Raw genomic sequence first — 16,763 nt, forward strand, 5'->3', positions numbered from 1 at the left:
TGAGCGCGACGAGGACGATCAAACTCGTTAAAAGGATGATTAATTTTTTATTTGAAAAGAACGGCGGCATGTAAGACACCTACTTACGATCACTTGGATCAGGATCTTGAAGTAATGCCTTTTTTCGACCGGAACATCGGCAGGCTTTCCAGCGCGCGTCCCGTCCCGATGGCAACGCAATCCAGGGGATTGTCCGCGATGATGACCGGCATTTTCGTCTCTTCGCTCAAGACCCTGTCAAGGTTGCGCAACAGCGCGCCGCCACCCGTCAGGACGATGCCGCGATCCATGATGTCGGCGGCGAGTTCCGGCGGCGTTTTTTCCAGCGTGATCTTCACCGCCTCGATGATTTGGTTGACCGTATCGCTCAACGCTTCGGCGACTTCATCCGACGTAATGTTGATCGTCTTGGGCAGACCCGTCAAAAGATCCCGCCCGCGTATCTCCATGCTTTCCGTCTGATCGGGTTTGCCTGCCGAACCGATTTGCAGCTTGAGCTGTTCGGCGGTGCGCTCCCCGATCATGAGATTGTAATTTTTCTTGACGTATTGAATGATGTCCTCGTCCATTTCATCGCCGGCCACCCGGACGGACTGACTCGTCACGATGCCGCCCAGGGAGATGATCGCGACCTCCGTCGTTCCGCCTCCAATGTCGACTACCATGCTGCCGGTCGGTTCCCAAACCGGCAAATCCGCGCCGATGGCTGCCGCAAACGGTTCTTCAATCGTGTAGGCCTCTTTTGCGCCGGCCATTTTGGTCGCATCCTCAACCGCCCGTTTTTCCACTGCTGTGATTCCGGAAGGAACGCCTACCATGACATTGGGTTTTCGCGAGAATAACGAGCGGCCGCGCGTCGCTTGTTGGATGAAGTATTTCAGCATGGTCGCCGTCGTCTCGAAATCGGCGATGACCCCGTCTTTCATCGGCCGCTGGGCGACGATGTTGCCGGGCGTCCGCCCGATCATGCTTTTCGCCGCATCGCCGACCGCTTCAATCGTTCCCGTGTCCGTCCGCTTCGCGACGACGGAAGGTTCGCGGACGACAACGCCTTTTCCTTTCACATAAACCAAAGTGTTCGCTGTTCCAAGATCGATGCCCATATCTCTGGAGAATCCGCCAAACATCTATGTAAACTCCCTTCATGTGTCGAAAAACTCATGAGTCCAATTATAGCTCAAAAATCGCCAAAAAAATAGTGTCAAACTATGCCTTTTTCTTTTAAACTGATGTAGTCCCGATCCCCGATGATAATGTGATCCAACACGTCGATGCCGAGCAAATAACCGCATTCCACGAGCCGCTTGGTGACGGCAATATCTTCCTCGCTCGGCGTCGGATCACCGCTCGGGTGGTTGTGAAAACAGATGACGGAAGCCGCCGACCTTTTGATCGCTTCCTTAAAAACCTCGCGGGGATGAACGATGGACGCGTTCAAACTCCCTACAAAAATCGTCTGCCGGTGAATGACCTGATTTTTCGTATTCAAATACAGACAGACGAAATGCTCTTGCGTATAAAACCGCATATCGTCCATGACATATTTCACACCGTCAAGCGGCGAGCGAATGGCATAGCGATCCTCCGGCCGCTCCGAAACGAGCCGCTTGCCCAATTCCAGCGCGGCCATTAATTGTATGGCTTTGGTTTCGCCGATGCCCTTGACCTCTTTAAGTTCCTCAACGGTCGCATGCTTCAACATTTTCAACCCGTTAAAGCGGTGAAGCACCTTGCCCGCAAGCGCCAACACCGACTCTTCCTTGGACCCCGTTCGCAAAATGATGGAGAGAAGCTCCTGGTTCGAAAGCCGGGCCGGGCCTTCTTTGAGCAGCCGCTCCCGCGGTCTTTCTTCTCTCGGCACATCACGGATGAACAGCGTGGTTTCACCCACGTCGAAACCCCCTTTTATCGTCTCCGTGACTGACAAGGAAGCAAGCAGCCCTAACGACACGCTTCAGCCGTCCCATGGGTGCCGAGCGCCATGGCATGCGGGTCCTTTTTTCGTTCAATAGGGTTCATGGAAATCCGATAGGAGAGGCATTCGCGAAGTCTCTGGCAGGCCTGTACAGAGGCCAAAGCGAGGTGTTTGGACTGATATCAATAATTTAGCAAACAATCCCCTTTTTTGTCAAAACACGCCCGCCGTGCCTCCCCTAATGAAAAGCTTTCGTCAAAAGGGGTCGATTTATGTCAGGGAGGACATAGAAAAACGGGGAGACATAGAAGGCGGTGCAAAATCGCTTGGCGCGCCGGCACGGACATCCCCTTATTTGGGTTTTGGGCAACAAAAAAATGCCCTCACTTCTCCAGAGCGAGGGCGATGGTTTGATAGAGGCGGACGGCGTCCAAAAGCGATTGTTGCCCGGCGTCTTGATCTTCGCGATTTTCTATGTGACTGTAGGCGGATTCAATCGCCCCTTTAAAAGACGTCAAATCTTCTTTCAGATTGTCCGCCATTTTGACGTTCGCAGCAGCCGCCCAACCGTTGAGCGTTGTTTGAACGTCTGCAAGCGCCTTTTGATCGACTTTTTGGTCGAGCGCTTTATCCGCCGACAGACGGATCAGGTCGAGGAGCAAGATCCTTCCCGTTTCAAGATAACGGGCCGTCGCCTCCGATAAGCCGGCCGCTGGGAATCGAACCGCCCACGTTTTGCCGAACGGTTTGAGGGATTCGTATTTGGCGACCAACTTCTTCCGTCCCGATTCACTGCCGGCCAGTGCGATGAAAACATCATAACGCTGGCCGTCGCGGACAACGGCCGCCGGCACGCCAAGATTTTTCAACGTTTGAGCTTGCTCATTTGCCCCCTCGGCCGTTGAAAACGTGTTGGCCTGCACGGCGTGCACGGTGAGATCGAGCTGGGGCGCATCCGCTTTAACCTTCTTGCCAGGGGTTTCACCTGCGACTTGACCGGCTGTGGCCACGGATGGGTTCCGAATCTTTTTATCGTGCGAGGAAAGCATGATCAATACCGTAAAACCGATGGCCAATCCGACGATCACGGCGGCGACAAACGGCACGCCGAAAAATTTTATCAAAGGTGGGGCCGAAAACCATCCCGGCCGTCTCCCTTTAAAATTCCGGTTCGCGGAAAACCCGGCGGCCGCCTCGCGTTGATCACGCCGGGTCACGGGAACTTGATCCGCAAAAACCTTGCGCCAATTCAAAGGGGTCTTATCTTGTTTTCGGACCGCGGCCTGCTTTTTCGTCCATTCCTCCAGGGTGTGGTCCTTGCCGTTAAAAGTGACGATGATCTCTTCATCCGAGCGGTTTCGGTCGGCCAAGGACGAGCGCTCCTTTCCTGATCGATCCTCTTCCCCGAAGCTTAACACGGTTGGACAAAAAAAGGACAAGACATTTGTCGGCAGACCGGCATATTTTCCCGACAATTCCCCGGATATTTCGCGGTAAGCCGCACCATTCATGTTGAAATAAAAAAAGCGCGCGGCGCGCTTTTTCAATGGATGTACGTCGCCACGCGGTTTCGGCCTTGACATTTGGCGCCGGCATACATCGCCCGGTCGGCGTTGCGGATCAACGACAGCGGATCCTCCCCTTGTTCGGGGGCCGTCGCCAGGCCGATGCTGGCGGTGACGCGGACCAGCCGCCGCCCTTGTCGCTCTTTGTCACCGAGCTCGTACAACGAAAACGGCTCATCCGATAACCGGATGCGGATGGTCTCGGCCAAAAGATACGCCGCCTGGCCGTCCGCATCCGGCAGCAAGACGATGAACTCCTCGCCCCCGTAGCGCGCGACCGTCCCCTTGTCTCCGACGATTTCAACGAGCCGGGCTGCCACGCCGGTGAGGACGCGATTCCCGTTTTCGTGGCCGAATCGGTCATTGATTTGTTTGAAGTGATCGAGATCGATCATGATGATGGTAAACGGCGATCCCACGCTCTTTTCGAACATTTCCGTAAGCAACTTCATGAAATAGCGATAATTATATAGGTTCGTCAGCGGATCGCGTTCGCTTTCATATTTCGTCCTTTCGTAGTCTTGCGCATTGCCGACGGCGACCATCAAAAAATTCGCAAGGATTTCCAGGACCGTCAAATGTTCTTTGCCGTATGCCCGCCGCGTTTTTGTGGCGATGACGACCGCGCCGACCACCCGGGTGTTGCGGCGGGTCGGGACGACGAGCACCGATTCCGCATAATCCGGCAAAAGTCCGTTCAACGACGGCCACCATTCTTTGCGGACCCCGGCGCGAAAGATGCGCCCCGTGAGATCCCCCGGCCATTTCACCGGACCGGCGCCATCCGTCCGGCGGTCCAGCGTTTCCGATTCTTTGACGAAGCGGTCGACGACGCGAAAATCCCGCCCGTCCTCCCCGCTCAAGATGAGGGCGTAATCGACATCCATCATCGCCGCGACGCGTTCAAAAAAGAGCTTGACGATATGGTTCACGTCCAGTTTTTCCGTCAATTGCCGGCCGATTTCATTGGTCTTTTGCAACAAATTGTTCATGTCATAGCTGTTTTTGATCAGGCGAAAGATGACCGACAGGGTGATGAGCGGCACGGCGATGAAACAAATGGCCGTGGTGCCCATTTGCGAATACAACAGATACAGGACGACGCCAACCGGCGCGACCAATAAAGTCGTCACCAGTTCCCATATCGCATCCTTCCCGATAAATCGTTGGGCCCCGATAAAAAGCCGGTAAAAAAAATACAGAAAGAGATGATTGCTGATATAAGACATGATGATATAGCCAAAAATCGGAATCAGCTGCGGGATGCCACCCCCCGACAGCACGCCCGTTTTTCCGCCGAGCAAATAAAAAGTCACACCGGAAACCACCGAGACCAAGGCGAACATCGTCATGTTCACAGGGAACCGGTACCAGTCCTCTTTTCCGAGCCGCCGGGACAACATGTAGGCAAACGTGCCGAGCTGCAACAAGATCAATTCCACAAAAAGGCCAAAGATGAGGAACACCGCGATGGATACGCCGCTCAGGACGACGATGGTGGTGCCTTTAACCCGGAAATGGCACAGCGAACTCAACACCATTAAGACGGCCATGGCCGCCAGATCAAAGGCGTTTCCGCTTAAATGCGGCGGGGCGGCGGCATAGCACAACACGATCGTCGCCGGCCAGATGACGCTCCGCCCGCCCAAATCCATCTCTTCTTGCGTTTATCCATCGCGGCCCTCCCTCCGTTTTTGAATGGATCATCCAACTTTTAGACTAATACTTTTGATTCTATCATATGATTCTATCATATCAAACTTATACGGATATTATAATAGACGGAACAAACTTTAAAAAAAGAATTTCGACAAACCGGCACGTCCGGCGTTTCAGTTTGTCTAGTTCTGTCGTATTAGGGCGAAAGGATCAATGTTGCAGAAAACCGCACAACCGCGCCCGGACGTTCAGGAGCGCGCCAGCGGCGGATCGGATACCCCCAACGCCTGGCGTACCGTCCCGACGAAGTGGAGGGAACCGGTGATCAGCAACATGTCCTCATCGGTCATGACCTCGAGCATGCGGTGATATGCCGTTTGCCAATCGCCGGCTTCTTCGGCACGCATCCCCTCGGGAACGGCGGACATGAGCGCGCTCGGCCGGCTCGCCCGCGGATGATCAAAGGTCGTCAACACGACGCGATCGGCCACGTCGTTCAGCTCCGCGAGCATGGCGGCGCAATCTTTGTCCTTAAAGGCGGCAAACAACAGGTGGAGGCGCCGATTGGGATAACGCCGGCGCACTTCGTCGGCCAAAGCCCGCATGCCGTCGGGATTATGCGCGCCGTCGAGGATGACGAGCGGCCGCTCCGAAATCTTTTCAAAACGCCCCGGCCAAAACGCCCGCTTCAGCCCGTCGCGCAACGCCTCCTCCTCAATATCAACGGCGAAAAAGTTTCTTAAATAATCCGCCGCCATGACGGCCAGCGCGGCGTTTATTACTTGATGGCGGCCGGCCATCCGTATGGTCAAACGCTCATATCGGCTGAACGGCGAGCGAAAATCATACACTTCGCCGTCTTCCGTCCGCTCGACGCCGTCGATTTGGAACTCATGCCCGAGCCGGTAAAGCTTCGCTCGCCGCTCGGCTGCGGTCGTTTGAATGATCGTTTCCGCTTCCCCTTCCGCGCCGGTGATGACCGGAACGCCCGGCTTGATGATGCCGGCCTTCTCTCTGGCGATGTCGGCGAGCGTCGGACCCAGCTGTTCGACGTGGTCCCAGCCGACATTGGTAATGATGGTCAACATCGGGAGGAGCACGTTGGTGGAATCGTGCAGCCCGCCAAGGCCGACTTCAAAGAGCACGAAATCGCACGGGTCAATCTTGGCAAAATAAACGATGGCGACGGCGGTGATCACTTCAAATTCGGTCGGCTCCCCATGTTCCGTCGCCCCGAGCGCTTCCGCATGCGGTCGGACCATCTCGATCGCTCGACAAAGGGCTTCATCCGTCACCGGCTTGCCGTCTTTTTTGATCCGCTCGTTAAAGGCGCCGAGAGACGGAGACGTAAACGTGCCGACGGAATAACCCGCCTGCCGCAAAATGCTTTCAAGAAAGGTGAGCGTCGACCCTTTGCCGTTCGTTCCTCCGATATGGACGGATCGGAGCAGGCGCTCGGGATGGCCGAGTTTTTCCAGCATCCACGCCATGCGTTCCATGCCGAGTTTTAAGCTGAACGTGTCCCATTTCTTCAACCATTCGACAGCGTTTTCGTATCGTTGCATCCTCTACCCTCCGATCTGTCATGGGCTTGATATTTTGGCACCCGTTCTTCTCTTCATTCCGTCGTGCGAAGCCGCTATGGCCCGATTGCTTGGACAAACTTGAAGACGACGGGATGAACCCGCCGCCTGATTGAAACGTGAACTTGACGTTTTTCAGCCTTCCAATTCGCGGATGCGCTCGCGCACTTTTTCCCGCTTTTCAAGATAATCCCGTTCTTTTTCCCGCTCTTTTTCCACAACGGCCGCGGGGGCCTTTTTCACAAAGCCTTCGTTGGCCAATTTCTTCTGAACGCGTTCGACTTCGGCGTCCAATTTTTTAAGTTCCGAACGGAGCCGCTTGATTTCCTCTTCGATATCGATCAATCCGGAAAGCGGCAAATACAGTTCGGCGCCGGTTACGACCGCCGTGACAGATTTGTCCGGCGCGGTGGCCGCCAGGTCGATGATGAGCGAGTTCGGGTTGCAGAACCGCTCAAGATAAGCCCGGTGGGTTTCCAACGTCGCCCGTTCATCTTCTCCCGCCGGTTTGATGACGAGGTCCACCGGCTTGGAAGGCGCGACATCTTTTTCCGCCCGAATATTGCGGACGGCGCGGATGACGTTCTGCAGAAGCGCCATATCCGACTCGGCCTTCGGATCCGTCCATTCGCTCCGAACTTCCGGCCAAGCGCTCTTCATAATGGTTTCCCCTTCATGGGGCAAGTGCTGCCAAATCTCTTCGGTGATGAACGGCATGAGCGGGTGCAGGAGGCGGAGCGTCCGATCCAAAACGTATACGAGAATGGATTTCGTCCGCTTCTTCGCCGCTTCATCTTCGCCGTAAAGGGCAAGCTTCGCCATTTCAATGTACCAATCGCAAAAATCATCCCAGATGAACGCGTACAGCTTGCGGCCGGCTTCGCCGAAATCATATTGATTGAAATGACGGGTGACTTGTTCGATCACCGCGTTGAGACGCGACAGAATCCACCGGTCGGCGACCGCTTTTTCTCCCGACAGATCGATGTCTTCGTACTTAAAGTCACCGAGGTTCATGATCACAAAACGCGAAGCGTTCCAAATCTTGTTGGCGAAATTCCAGTTCGCCTCGACCTTCTCCCATTGGAAGCGGAGGTCTTGCCCCGGCGTCGTGCCGGTGGCAAGCGTAAACCGAAGCGCATCGGCGCCGTATTTGTCGATGACGTCCATCGGATCGATGCCGTTGCCGAGGGATTTGCTCATTTTCCGCCCTTCGGCGTCCCGGACGAGCCCGTGCAACAGGACATCATCAAACGGTTTCCGCCCGGTGAATTCGACGGATTGGAAGATCATGCGGGCCACCCAGAAAAAGATGATGTCGTAGCCGGTGACGAGCGCGTTTGTCGGGAAATAGCGCTTGAAATCCGGCGCGTCCTCATCCGGCCAGCCAAGCGTGGAGAAAGGCCAGAGCGCCGAGCTGAACCACGTGTCCAAAACATCTTCGTCTTGCTCCCATTGTTCGGGATTCTCCGGCGCCTCTACTCCGACATAGACCTCGCCCGTTTCCTTATGGTACCAAGCCGGAATCCTGTGGCCCCACCAGAGCTGGCGCGAAATGCACCAGTCGCGGATGTTTTCCATCCAATGGCGGTACGTGTTCTCAAAGCGTTCCGGAACGAAACGAACCTTGTCGCTGGAATCTTGCAGCTTTAACGCGGCTTCTGCGAGCGGTTTCATCTTGACGAACCATTGAATCGACAGATAGGGTTCGATGACCGCGCCGGAGCGCTCGGAGTGGCCGACCGAATGGACGATGTCTTCTATTTTGACGAGCGCGCCTTCCGCTTTCAGATCCTCGACGATCCGCTTCCGGCAGTCGAAGCGGTCGAGACCTTGATATTTTCCGGCGTTTTCGTTCATCCTGCCCGTTTCGTCCATCACGAGAATGCGTGCAAGCCCGTGGCGATTGCCCATTTCAAAATCGTTCGGATCGTGGGCGGGCGTGATTTTCACGGCCCCCGTTCCATAATCCATGTCGACGTATTCGTCGGCGACGATCGGAATCTCGCGCCCGACGATGGGAAGGATCGCCGTTTTGCCGATGAGATGTTTATAGCGTTCGTCATCGGGGTGAACGGCAATGCCGGTGTCGCCGAGCATCGTCTCGGGCCGCGTCGTGGCGACTTCGATATGTCCGGAGCCGTCGGCGAGCGGATAACGGATGTGGTACAGGTGACCCTGAACTTCTTTATAAATGACTTCGATATCGGAAAGCGCCGTCTTCGCGACCGGATCCCAGTTGATGATGTACTCGCCGCGGTAAATCAAGCCTTTTTCGTAAAGGCGGACGAACACTTCGCGGACGGCCCGGGAAAGCCCTTCGTCGAGGGTAAAGCGTTCGCGCGAATAATCGAGCGATAAGCCGAGTTTCGCCCATTGCTTGCGAATGTGTCCGGCGTATTCCTCTTTCCAATCCCAGGCGACTTCCAAAAATTTTTCGCGTCCGAGCTGATGCCGATCGGTGCCCTGTTCGCGCAGTTTGGCGTCGATTTTGGCTTGGGTGGCGATGCCGGCGTGGTCCATCCCCGGCAGATAGAGCGCATCGAAACCTTGCATCCGCTTAAAACGGATGAGCAAATCTTGCATGGTCGTATCCCAAGCGTGGCCGAGATGCAGCTTGCCGGTGACGTTCGGCGGCGGGATGACGATCGTGTAGGGGGGTTTAGACGGGTCTTCGCCGGCTTTAAAATACCCCCTTTCCTTCCACGTATCGTACCATTTCGCTTCCGTTTGACCGGGATCGTACTTTTTTGGCATGTCCGTCATGACTATCCCTCCGAACTTGGTGCGCGCAAAAATCCGACAAAATAAAAAAAGCCTTCTTCAAAAGGACGAAGAACGCTCCGCGGTACCACCTTTTTTCGCATGCCGGCATGGCATGCGCTCTCGGACGTTAACGGCGTCGGCCGGCTTCGCCTAGTGGATCCCCGCGGGATCGGTTCAGCGAAGCAGCTCAGGGGCGACCTTCCGCGCTTTCTCCCAAAGAAATCTTCCAGCCAACGGATTTCTCTCTCTGATGGGTCCGGCGCGTACTCTTCCCCGTCTGCGCGCACGCTTATTAGTTTGTTTTTATTTTATGCGATGGCTGTGCCGACGTCAACCTCAGCCGCCCGTTTTACGGCGGAATGACATGGGTCACGCCGATGGCTCGCGGGCATATATTGAATAGAGAGGCGGATTGACGCGCGTCCTTTTTCGCCGTAACGACAAGATGCACCGCCGTTCACATTAAACGGAAGGGGGAGGGCTGGATGTACAACCGATGGAATCGGTACCAATGGCCGCCTTGGATCCGGCGCATCCGGGACGGTTTAGAGATTTTCGTGCTCCCTCTCGCCATTTTTCAAATGATACGCGTGATCTTTTTTCCGACCACCTTCGACGTCATCATCTTCATCGTCCTGATCGGCCTCTACATTGGTTTTTTGAAGCGATGGCTGTAAGCGGGAAACGGCCGCATTCATGACGATTTATTCTTATTTGATATCGGGATGTACAACACCTGCCCTGCGCTCAGCGCGTCGGACTCCAGCGCGTTGCGGCGGAGAATGGTCGAGATCGGGACATTGTAACGCGCCGAAATCGATTCGAGGGAATCGTCCCGCTGCACGATACACATTTTCACGCGGGCAAACCGCTCTCCTTCTCCCGTCAACATTTTGGTGAGATACAACGCGTTTTCTTCACGCTTGGTAAGCGGGCTGGCGCCCTGGAAATCCGCGGTTTCCTCGATCTCTTCATAGCCGCTCTCCGCATCCTCTTCGGCGAAAGCGTCGCCGCGGGACTCGGAGGGCGGCCGTTCCGGATCGTCTTCGTCGCGGAGCTCTGCCCCGTATTCGGAGCGAACGCCGGAAGTCGGCGCGTCATCCGTCCGTTCAGGTGACTCCGATCGGTGCGGCCAATCGGATTCGAGATTCGCTTGAAATTCGTCGTCACCATCCCGCCCAAACCGCGAGAGCGAACCGTCTTCCGTTTCCCTTTCCCAATCCTCATCGATATAACCCCCGCCTTGAAACGGCCCGGCCGGATCCGTCGGGACCACGTCATCGTCATCCGATCCGCCTGTTTCCCATTCCGCGCCTCGAACGGCCGCGGCGGACTCCGGCGCATCGATTTCCGGCTCGCGGGAAAGTTCCGAACCGGTTTTTTGTTTTTGACGACTAAAGACCGGCGTTTCTCCCTCGTTTGTTGCGCCGTTCGTCTCCACCGCTTCTCGGTCCGCCGCTTGGCTGCCCGCGTCTTGGCGGCCTTTAAATTCCACTTGCGGAGAAATCGGTTCCAAATCGGCTTCCTGGGGAAGGCGATACGAATCAAAGGCGGCGACATCCGCCGGTTCGAACGCTTCATTGCCCTCGGCTTGCCCGGAAATCTCCGAGTCATTTTCTTCTTCGCGGTCATCGATCAGACCGGTGATCGCAATGTCCGCGTCCAAGCGGAGACATCCTTTTTCAGGCAGTTTATAATCGAACGATTCGACGGTGACATAAATGTCTTCGATGTCGGCAATCCGATGTGCCGGAATGGTGATGTCGACCGGAAAACGATGTTCAAGCAAGGCCGTACCGACATCGGTTTCCGTGATTTCGTCGACGGTTCGATACGTCGGGCGGAAATCGTAAACGCGGGCGGACTCCGCCTCGTCCCCGGCGCCTTCGGCCGGTTTATATTCCCCGCTGAGACGCAAAGCGCCTTTAATGGTTACATAATCGGCGCTTTCTTCAATCGCGATGTCCGGTTCCAGCGCCATGGACAAAATTTCTTCGGCTTCTTCTCCGTTTCTTAGCCAGACGGTTTCGCTGATGGAAAAGTGCAAGGGTTGATTCCTTTGACGGGACACGCTCCTCATCCTTTCCGCATAATATCATTAAATGTTTATGCGGCAAGTTGCGCATTATGCGAACGGCGGCCGACGGATCCCGTTCAAAAAAAGAAGCCCGCCTCCAATGCGGAGACAGACTTCCCGTTCTCAGCGCGCTTTGATCCGCGAAAAGGCGTAATCCACCGCGGCAATCGTCGCCTCGATATCCTCCATCGTGTGGGCGGTCGATAAAAAGATGCCTTCAAACTGCGACGGCGGCAGCGACACGCCTTTTTCCAACATGGCTTGGAAATAGATTTTAAAATGTTCGAGATTGGCGGTTTTCGCCGTTTCATAGTTGATCACGTCTTGATCGGTGAAAAAGACGCCGATCATTGAGCCCGCCCGGTTGACCGTCAGCGGAATGCCGTATTTGTCCGCCGCTTCCTTGTAACCTTGTTCGAGGCGGTCGGCTTTTTTGCGAAACTCGTCATAATGCTCGGGCTTCAATTGCGAGAGCGTGGCATAGCCCGCCGCCATGGCGAGCGGGTTGCCCGACAGCGTGCCGGCCTGGTAGATCGGGCCGCTCGGCGCGATGTGCTCCATGATGTCGCGGCGCCCGCCGAAAGCGCCCACCGGCAGCCCCCCGCCGATGACTTTGCCGAGGCAGGTGAGGTCGGGCGTGACGCCAAAATATCCTTGGGCAGAGTGATAGTCGACCCGGAAACCGGTCATGACTTCATCAAAGATGAGAAGCGCGCCGTATTGTTCGGTGATGTCGCGCAATCCTTGCAGAAAGCCCTCGACGGGCGGCACGACGCCCATGTTGCCGGCGACCGGTTCGACGATCACCGCCGCGATGTCTTCCCCGTAGCGGGAGAAGGCCGTCCGGACGGCATCGAGGTCGTTATACGGGACGGTGATCGTGTTTTGCGCCAGGCCGACCGGCACTCCCGGGCTGTCGGGCAAGCCGAGGGTCGCGACGCCGGAACCCGCTTTGATTAGCAGCGAATCGCCGTGGCCGTGATAAGAACCTTCGAATTTCAAAATTTTGTCGCGGCCGGTGAACCCGCGTGCCAGGCGAATGGCGCTCATCGTCGCTTCCGTTCCGGAGTTGACCATGCGCACGACTTCCACGGACGGCACGCGCTCGACCACCAGTTCGGCGAGCGCCGTCTCGAGGGGGTGCGGAGCGCCAAAACTCGTCCCTTTTTCCGCGGTTTCCTTCAGCGCTTCCACGACTTGATCATTGGCATGGCCGAGGATGAGCGGCCCCCACGACAAAACATAGTCAATATAAGTGTTGCCGTCGATGTCGGTGACCTTGGCCCCCTTTCCTTCCACCATGAAAACCGGATTCATGTCCACCGATCTGAAAGCGCGGACCGGGCTGTTCACACCGCCGGGCATGACGCGCTTCGCTCTTTCAAACGCCTGAATCGAACGATCCATCGGTCTCATTTTCAACCCTCCCGCAGCCATTTGACGGCGTCTTTCGCAAAATACGTGATGATCAAGTCGGCGCCGGCGCGCTTCATGCTGATGAGCGATTCCATCACCGTTTGCTTTTCATCGAGCCAGCCGTTCAAGGCCGCCGCTTTGATCATCGCATATTCGCCGCTGACGTTGTACGTCACAAGCGGCAAATCGAAGCGCTCCCGCAAATCGCGAAGGATGTCGAGGAAGGCGAGGCCGGGTTTGACCATGAGGAAATCGGCCCCTTCGTCCACGTCCGAAGCCGCTTCGCGCAGCGCTTCCAAACGGTTCGCCGGATCCATTTGATACGTCTTGCGATCGCCGAATTGCGGCGCGCTGTCGGCGGCGTCGCGAAACGGCCCGTAAAAGCTTGAGGCATATTTCACGGCATAAGACATGATGGGGACATGGATATATCCGGCTTCATCCAGAGCGCGCCGGATGGCGGCGACAAAGCCGTCCATCATATTGGACGGCGCGATGATGTCCGCGCCGGCGGCCGCTTGGGAAACCGCGGTTTTCGCCAAAAGTTCAAGGCTTTGGTCGTTTTCGACATCGCCGTCAACGATGACGCCGCAGTGGCCGTGGTCGGTATATTCGCAAAGGCACGTATCGGCAATGACGATCAATTCGGGATGCCGCGCTTTGATTTGCCGGATCGCTTTTTGAACGATCCCGTGATCGTGGTAGGCGCCGGAGCCCACCGCATCCTTATGGTCCGGAATGCCGAAGACCATCACGGCCGGAATGCCGAGCGCGACGACTTCATCGATCTCCTCGTCCAGCCGATCCAAAGAAAATTGATAAATGCCGGGCATGGACGGGATTTCGTTTTTAATATTTTCGCCTTCGACGGCAAACACCGGATAGATGAAATCATCGACCGAAAGCGTCGTTTCCCTCACCATTCTCCGTATGGCCGCATTTTGGCGCAGGCGACGATGGCGATCAAACACGAGTTGGTTCATCGTTTTCCCCCCAAGGTCTGTCATTGAAAATCGGTATGGAATATATTAAAGGTCTCAAACGATCGGCGAAAAAACATCGCGAGGCCTTGATCACAAACGCGCTTGGGCCGGCGGCACCCGCCAACGGCGCCGGGCCCAACCGGTTGCCGGCATCGCTCCCCGATGTGGAAGCTACACGCGCTGCCCTGAAAAATATTGTTCCACGCCTTGAATCAATGCGTGCGCGGTATACGTGGCCGGCACGATGCTCGGCGTCAGCCCGTGGGCGCGGGCGGCGTCCGCCGTGACGGGGCCGATGCAAGCGACCGCGGCGCGCCGCCAAAACGCCCGTTGATCCAGGCCATCCGCCATGCTCATGAAAAAGCGGATGGCCGACGGGCTCGCAAAGACGACGGCGTCGACGGCCGCCTCCGCCACAACGGTTTGTACGATCGGTTTCGCCGCCTCGTTCAACACCGTCTGGTAGACGTCGACGCGCGCGACTTCATAGCCCGCCTCCCGCAGGCGCCGTTCCAGATCGTCTTTGGCCAGCGTTCCGAGGGCGAGCAGCACCTGGCCCTTTTCTTGCTGTGCGGCCATGCGGTCGGCGAGCTTTTCGGCCGTAAAATCATCCGGGATGAGATCGGGCTTGATGCCGCGACGCTCGAGCGCCTCCGCAGTCTTTTGGCCGACGACGGCGAACTTCGGCCCGACGATTTCCAGCCGTTGCGCGCTGAGGACATCGAAAAAATAACGGACGCCATTGGCACTTGTCAGCACGATCCAATCGAAACCGTTCACCCCTCGGATGCAGTTGAGGGCGGCGGCGCTGAGCGGAGCGGGGGCGAACTTCATCACCGGCGCGATGAGCGCTTCGCCGCCCCGCGCCGCGATGAGTTCCGCCATCTGCCGGGAAGCGTTTCGTTCGCGCGTCAACAAAATGGTCCTGCCCGCGAGCGGCGATTTCCCGTCATTCATGAGCACTCCACGCCTCTTTGGCCGCGGTGAGCAACTCCGAAGCGCCGCGCGCTTTTAAGCGATCGGCGAGCGTCCAGCCGAGCGCATCCGGCTCGGCGCCGGTCAGCGAATCATTGATCACCGTCTGTCCGTCGGGGGCGGCGACCATTCCGGTCAAACGGTAACCGTCTTCTGTTTTTTCGGCGTACGCGGCAATCGGTACCCGGCAGTCGCCGTCGAGCGCGGCGAGGAAAGCGCGCTCGGCCGCAACCGCGTTCGCCGTCTCCGGGTCGTGAATCGCCGCAAGACATGCAATCAGCTCCTCATCATCCGCCCGGCATTCGATCGCCAGCGCCCCTTGACCAACGGCGGGAAGGAAGCGCTCGACGGGAAGATACTCCGTGACTTTCTCCGCGCTCCACCCCATGCGATTGAGGCCGGCGGCGGCGAGCACGATCGCGTCGTATTGACCTTCTTCGAGTTTTTTCAACCGCGTGTCGATGTTGCCGCGCAAGGAGACGACGTGTAAATCCGGGCGTGCATGGAGAAGCATCGCCCGGCGGCGCAGGCTGCTCGTTCCGACGACCGCGCCAGGCGGCAAATCATAAAAACCCTTTCCGTCCCTGGATATGAGGACGTCCCGATGGTCTTCGCGCCGCGGCACGCAAACGATCGCCAATCCCTCGGGCAGTTGGGCCGGCATGTCTTTCATGCTGTGAACCGCAAGATCAATCTCTCCGTCGAGCAACGCCTGTTCGATTTCTTTGACAAACAGACCTTTGCCGCCGACCTTCGCCAAAGCGACATCCAAGATTTGATCGCCTTTGGTCACGATATGTTTCAATTCATATGAAAAATCGCGATGCCGTTTTTTCAATTGCTCCAAAACCCAATGCGTTTGCGTCAACGCCAACCGGCTTTTTCGCGAGCCGACCTTCCACGTTTTCATGATATCCCCACTCCTTGTGATAAAAAGGCGCCTTTAAGCGATGAAGCGGTGCAGCCGCCATGCCTCCCAAGGGCGGCGTTGCCGGAACGCTTACCAAAGGTGGAAGGCGGTGAGCGTTTCCGATAAAAATACGTTGATCAAAACGAGCAGAAAGCTCACCGCGTTCCAAAAGACGAGAGGAATGCCGTGCACGCCCCTTCCGATTCTTTGATACAAATACCACGCGTAAGCGACGAGGACGATGAACGAGGTGACGACCTTGGCATCCAGCCAGCTGAAGCCTTTAATGACCGCCACCGCCCGAACGACACCGAGAATCAGGCTGACCATCAAAAGAGGAAAGCCCGCGAGATTAAAGAGAAAAGCGGCTTGTTCCAGCTTCGCCAAACTTCCGAAGCGAACGAGGCGGCTTCCCCATTTTTTCTTCTTCAACATCGAGTATTCCATCGCGTACATGATCGCCGCGATGAACGAGGCGGTAAAAGCGGCGTAAGCGACAAAGGCGATGATGATATGTATGATCAACAAATCGTTCATCAAATGTTGCGAAAGAACGGCCGGCACGCGATCGTCCGGACCGAACAACGAGATCGCCATCGCGGCAAACCCGGCAAGATTGGCAAAAAACACAAAAAAATCCATGTAAAAGAACCGGCTCAACAATACGGTGAGGGAGACGATCAGCCAGGAGAGGAAAAACAAGCCGTCAAGCGGCGTCAGAATCGGAAATTCGCCCGTCTCCCTCATCTTGACGTAGAAGAGCGCCGCTTGGAAAAACCAGACCATAACAAGCAACCAGAAGGCGATGCGATGCGCCTTCCGGTTGTTCTCCAGATAATCGACAAAAAAACCGCAGAGACAAGCGGCATATAACAGGACGGTTCCGTCCGATAATCCGTACCGCGGCATTTGGC

Annotated in this window: 13 protein-coding genes and 1 other annotated feature; of the genes, 1 reads left to right on the top strand and 12 read right to left on the bottom strand. The window is 56.4% G+C overall.

Annotated features, from left to right (window positions below):
• Nucleotides 1-98 precede the first annotated feature (98 nt).
• The 6 genes from CCB157_RS14285 to CCB157_RS14310 form a co-directional block, all read right to left on the bottom strand.
• Nucleotides 99-1,127, bottom strand: coding sequence for a rod shape-determining protein (locus CCB157_RS14285; protein WP_077616553.1), 1,029 nt, complete (start codon nucleotides 1,125-1,127; stop codon nucleotides 99-101).
• A 74-nt stretch (nucleotides 1,128-1,201) separates the two neighbouring features.
• The gene (gene radC, locus CCB157_RS14290; protein WP_077616574.1) at nucleotides 1,202-1,876 is read right to left on the bottom strand and encodes a RadC family protein; all 675 of its coding nucleotides are present in this window, start codon (nucleotides 1,874-1,876) and stop codon (nucleotides 1,202-1,204) included.
• A gap of 422 nt (nucleotides 1,877-2,298) precedes the next feature.
• On the bottom strand, nucleotides 2,299-3,285 hold the full coding sequence (locus tag CCB157_RS14295) for a hypothetical protein (protein WP_143287072.1): 987 nt from the start codon (nucleotides 3,283-3,285) through the stop codon (nucleotides 2,299-2,301).
• A gap of 173 nt (nucleotides 3,286-3,458) precedes the next feature.
• Complete coding sequence (locus CCB157_RS14300) at nucleotides 3,459-5,129, bottom strand: sensor domain-containing diguanylate cyclase (RefSeq protein WP_158077336.1); 1,671 nt, start codon at nucleotides 5,127-5,129, stop codon at nucleotides 3,459-3,461.
• 258 nt (nucleotides 5,130-5,387) lie between these two features.
• A complete protein-coding gene (locus tag CCB157_RS14305; protein WP_077616556.1) occupies nucleotides 5,388-6,704 on the bottom strand; it encodes a bifunctional folylpolyglutamate synthase/dihydrofolate synthase in 1,317 nt (438 codons plus the stop codon).
• A 153-nt stretch (nucleotides 6,705-6,857) separates the two neighbouring features.
• On the bottom strand, nucleotides 6,858-9,488 hold the full coding sequence (locus tag CCB157_RS14310) for a valine--tRNA ligase (RefSeq protein WP_077616557.1): 2,631 nt from the start codon (nucleotides 9,486-9,488) through the stop codon (nucleotides 6,858-6,860).
• 58 nt (nucleotides 9,489-9,546) lie between these two features.
• Nucleotides 9,547-9,777: a binding site (T-box leader), on the bottom strand.
• Between the two features lie 196 nt (nucleotides 9,778-9,973).
• On the opposite strand from CCB157_RS14310, the gene CCB157_RS14315 reads away from it, so the two are divergent.
• Nucleotides 9,974-10,165 (top strand): YszA family small membrane protein, encoded by a 192-nt coding sequence (locus CCB157_RS14315; RefSeq protein ID WP_077616558.1) that lies wholly within the window; start codon nucleotides 9,974-9,976, stop codon nucleotides 10,163-10,165.
• Nucleotides 10,166-10,182: 17 nt separating this feature from the next.
• Here the strand turns inward: CCB157_RS14315 and spoVID are convergent, their stop codons facing one another.
• The 6 genes from spoVID to CCB157_RS14345 form a co-directional block, all read right to left on the bottom strand.
• The gene (spoVID, locus tag CCB157_RS14320) at nucleotides 10,183-11,559 is read right to left on the bottom strand and encodes a stage VI sporulation protein D (RefSeq protein ID WP_158077337.1); all 1,377 of its coding nucleotides are present in this window, start codon (nucleotides 11,557-11,559) and stop codon (nucleotides 10,183-10,185) included.
• 129 nt (nucleotides 11,560-11,688) lie between these two features.
• Complete coding sequence (hemL, locus tag CCB157_RS14325) at nucleotides 11,689-12,981, bottom strand: glutamate-1-semialdehyde 2,1-aminomutase (protein ID WP_077616560.1); 1,293 nt, start codon at nucleotides 12,979-12,981, stop codon at nucleotides 11,689-11,691.
• Nucleotides 12,982-12,983: 2 nt separating this feature from the next.
• On the bottom strand, nucleotides 12,984-13,964 hold the full coding sequence (gene hemB, locus CCB157_RS14330; protein ID WP_077616561.1) for a porphobilinogen synthase: 981 nt from the start codon (nucleotides 13,962-13,964) through the stop codon (nucleotides 12,984-12,986).
• Between the two features lie 171 nt (nucleotides 13,965-14,135).
• Nucleotides 14,136-14,921, bottom strand: a complete 786-nt coding sequence (locus CCB157_RS14335) for a uroporphyrinogen-III synthase (RefSeq protein ID WP_143287073.1) — start codon at nucleotides 14,919-14,921, stop codon at nucleotides 14,136-14,138.
• Nucleotides 14,914-15,849, bottom strand: coding sequence for a hydroxymethylbilane synthase (hemC, locus tag CCB157_RS14340; protein WP_077616563.1), 936 nt, complete (start codon nucleotides 15,847-15,849; stop codon nucleotides 14,914-14,916). The genes CCB157_RS14335 and hemC overlap by 8 nt, the downstream gene beginning before the upstream one ends.
• Nucleotides 15,850-15,939: 90 nt before the next feature.
• On the bottom strand, nucleotides 15,940-16,758 hold the full coding sequence (locus tag CCB157_RS14345; protein WP_077616564.1) for a cytochrome C assembly family protein: 819 nt from the start codon (nucleotides 16,756-16,758) through the stop codon (nucleotides 15,940-15,942).
• Nucleotides 16,759-16,763: the final 5 nt, after the last annotated feature.

Origin of the sequence: Caenibacillus caldisaponilyticus (assembly GCF_002003465.1) — a bacterium.
Taxonomy (GTDB): Bacteria; Bacillota; Bacilli; order Bacillales; family Sporolactobacillaceae; genus Caenibacillus; species Caenibacillus caldisaponilyticus.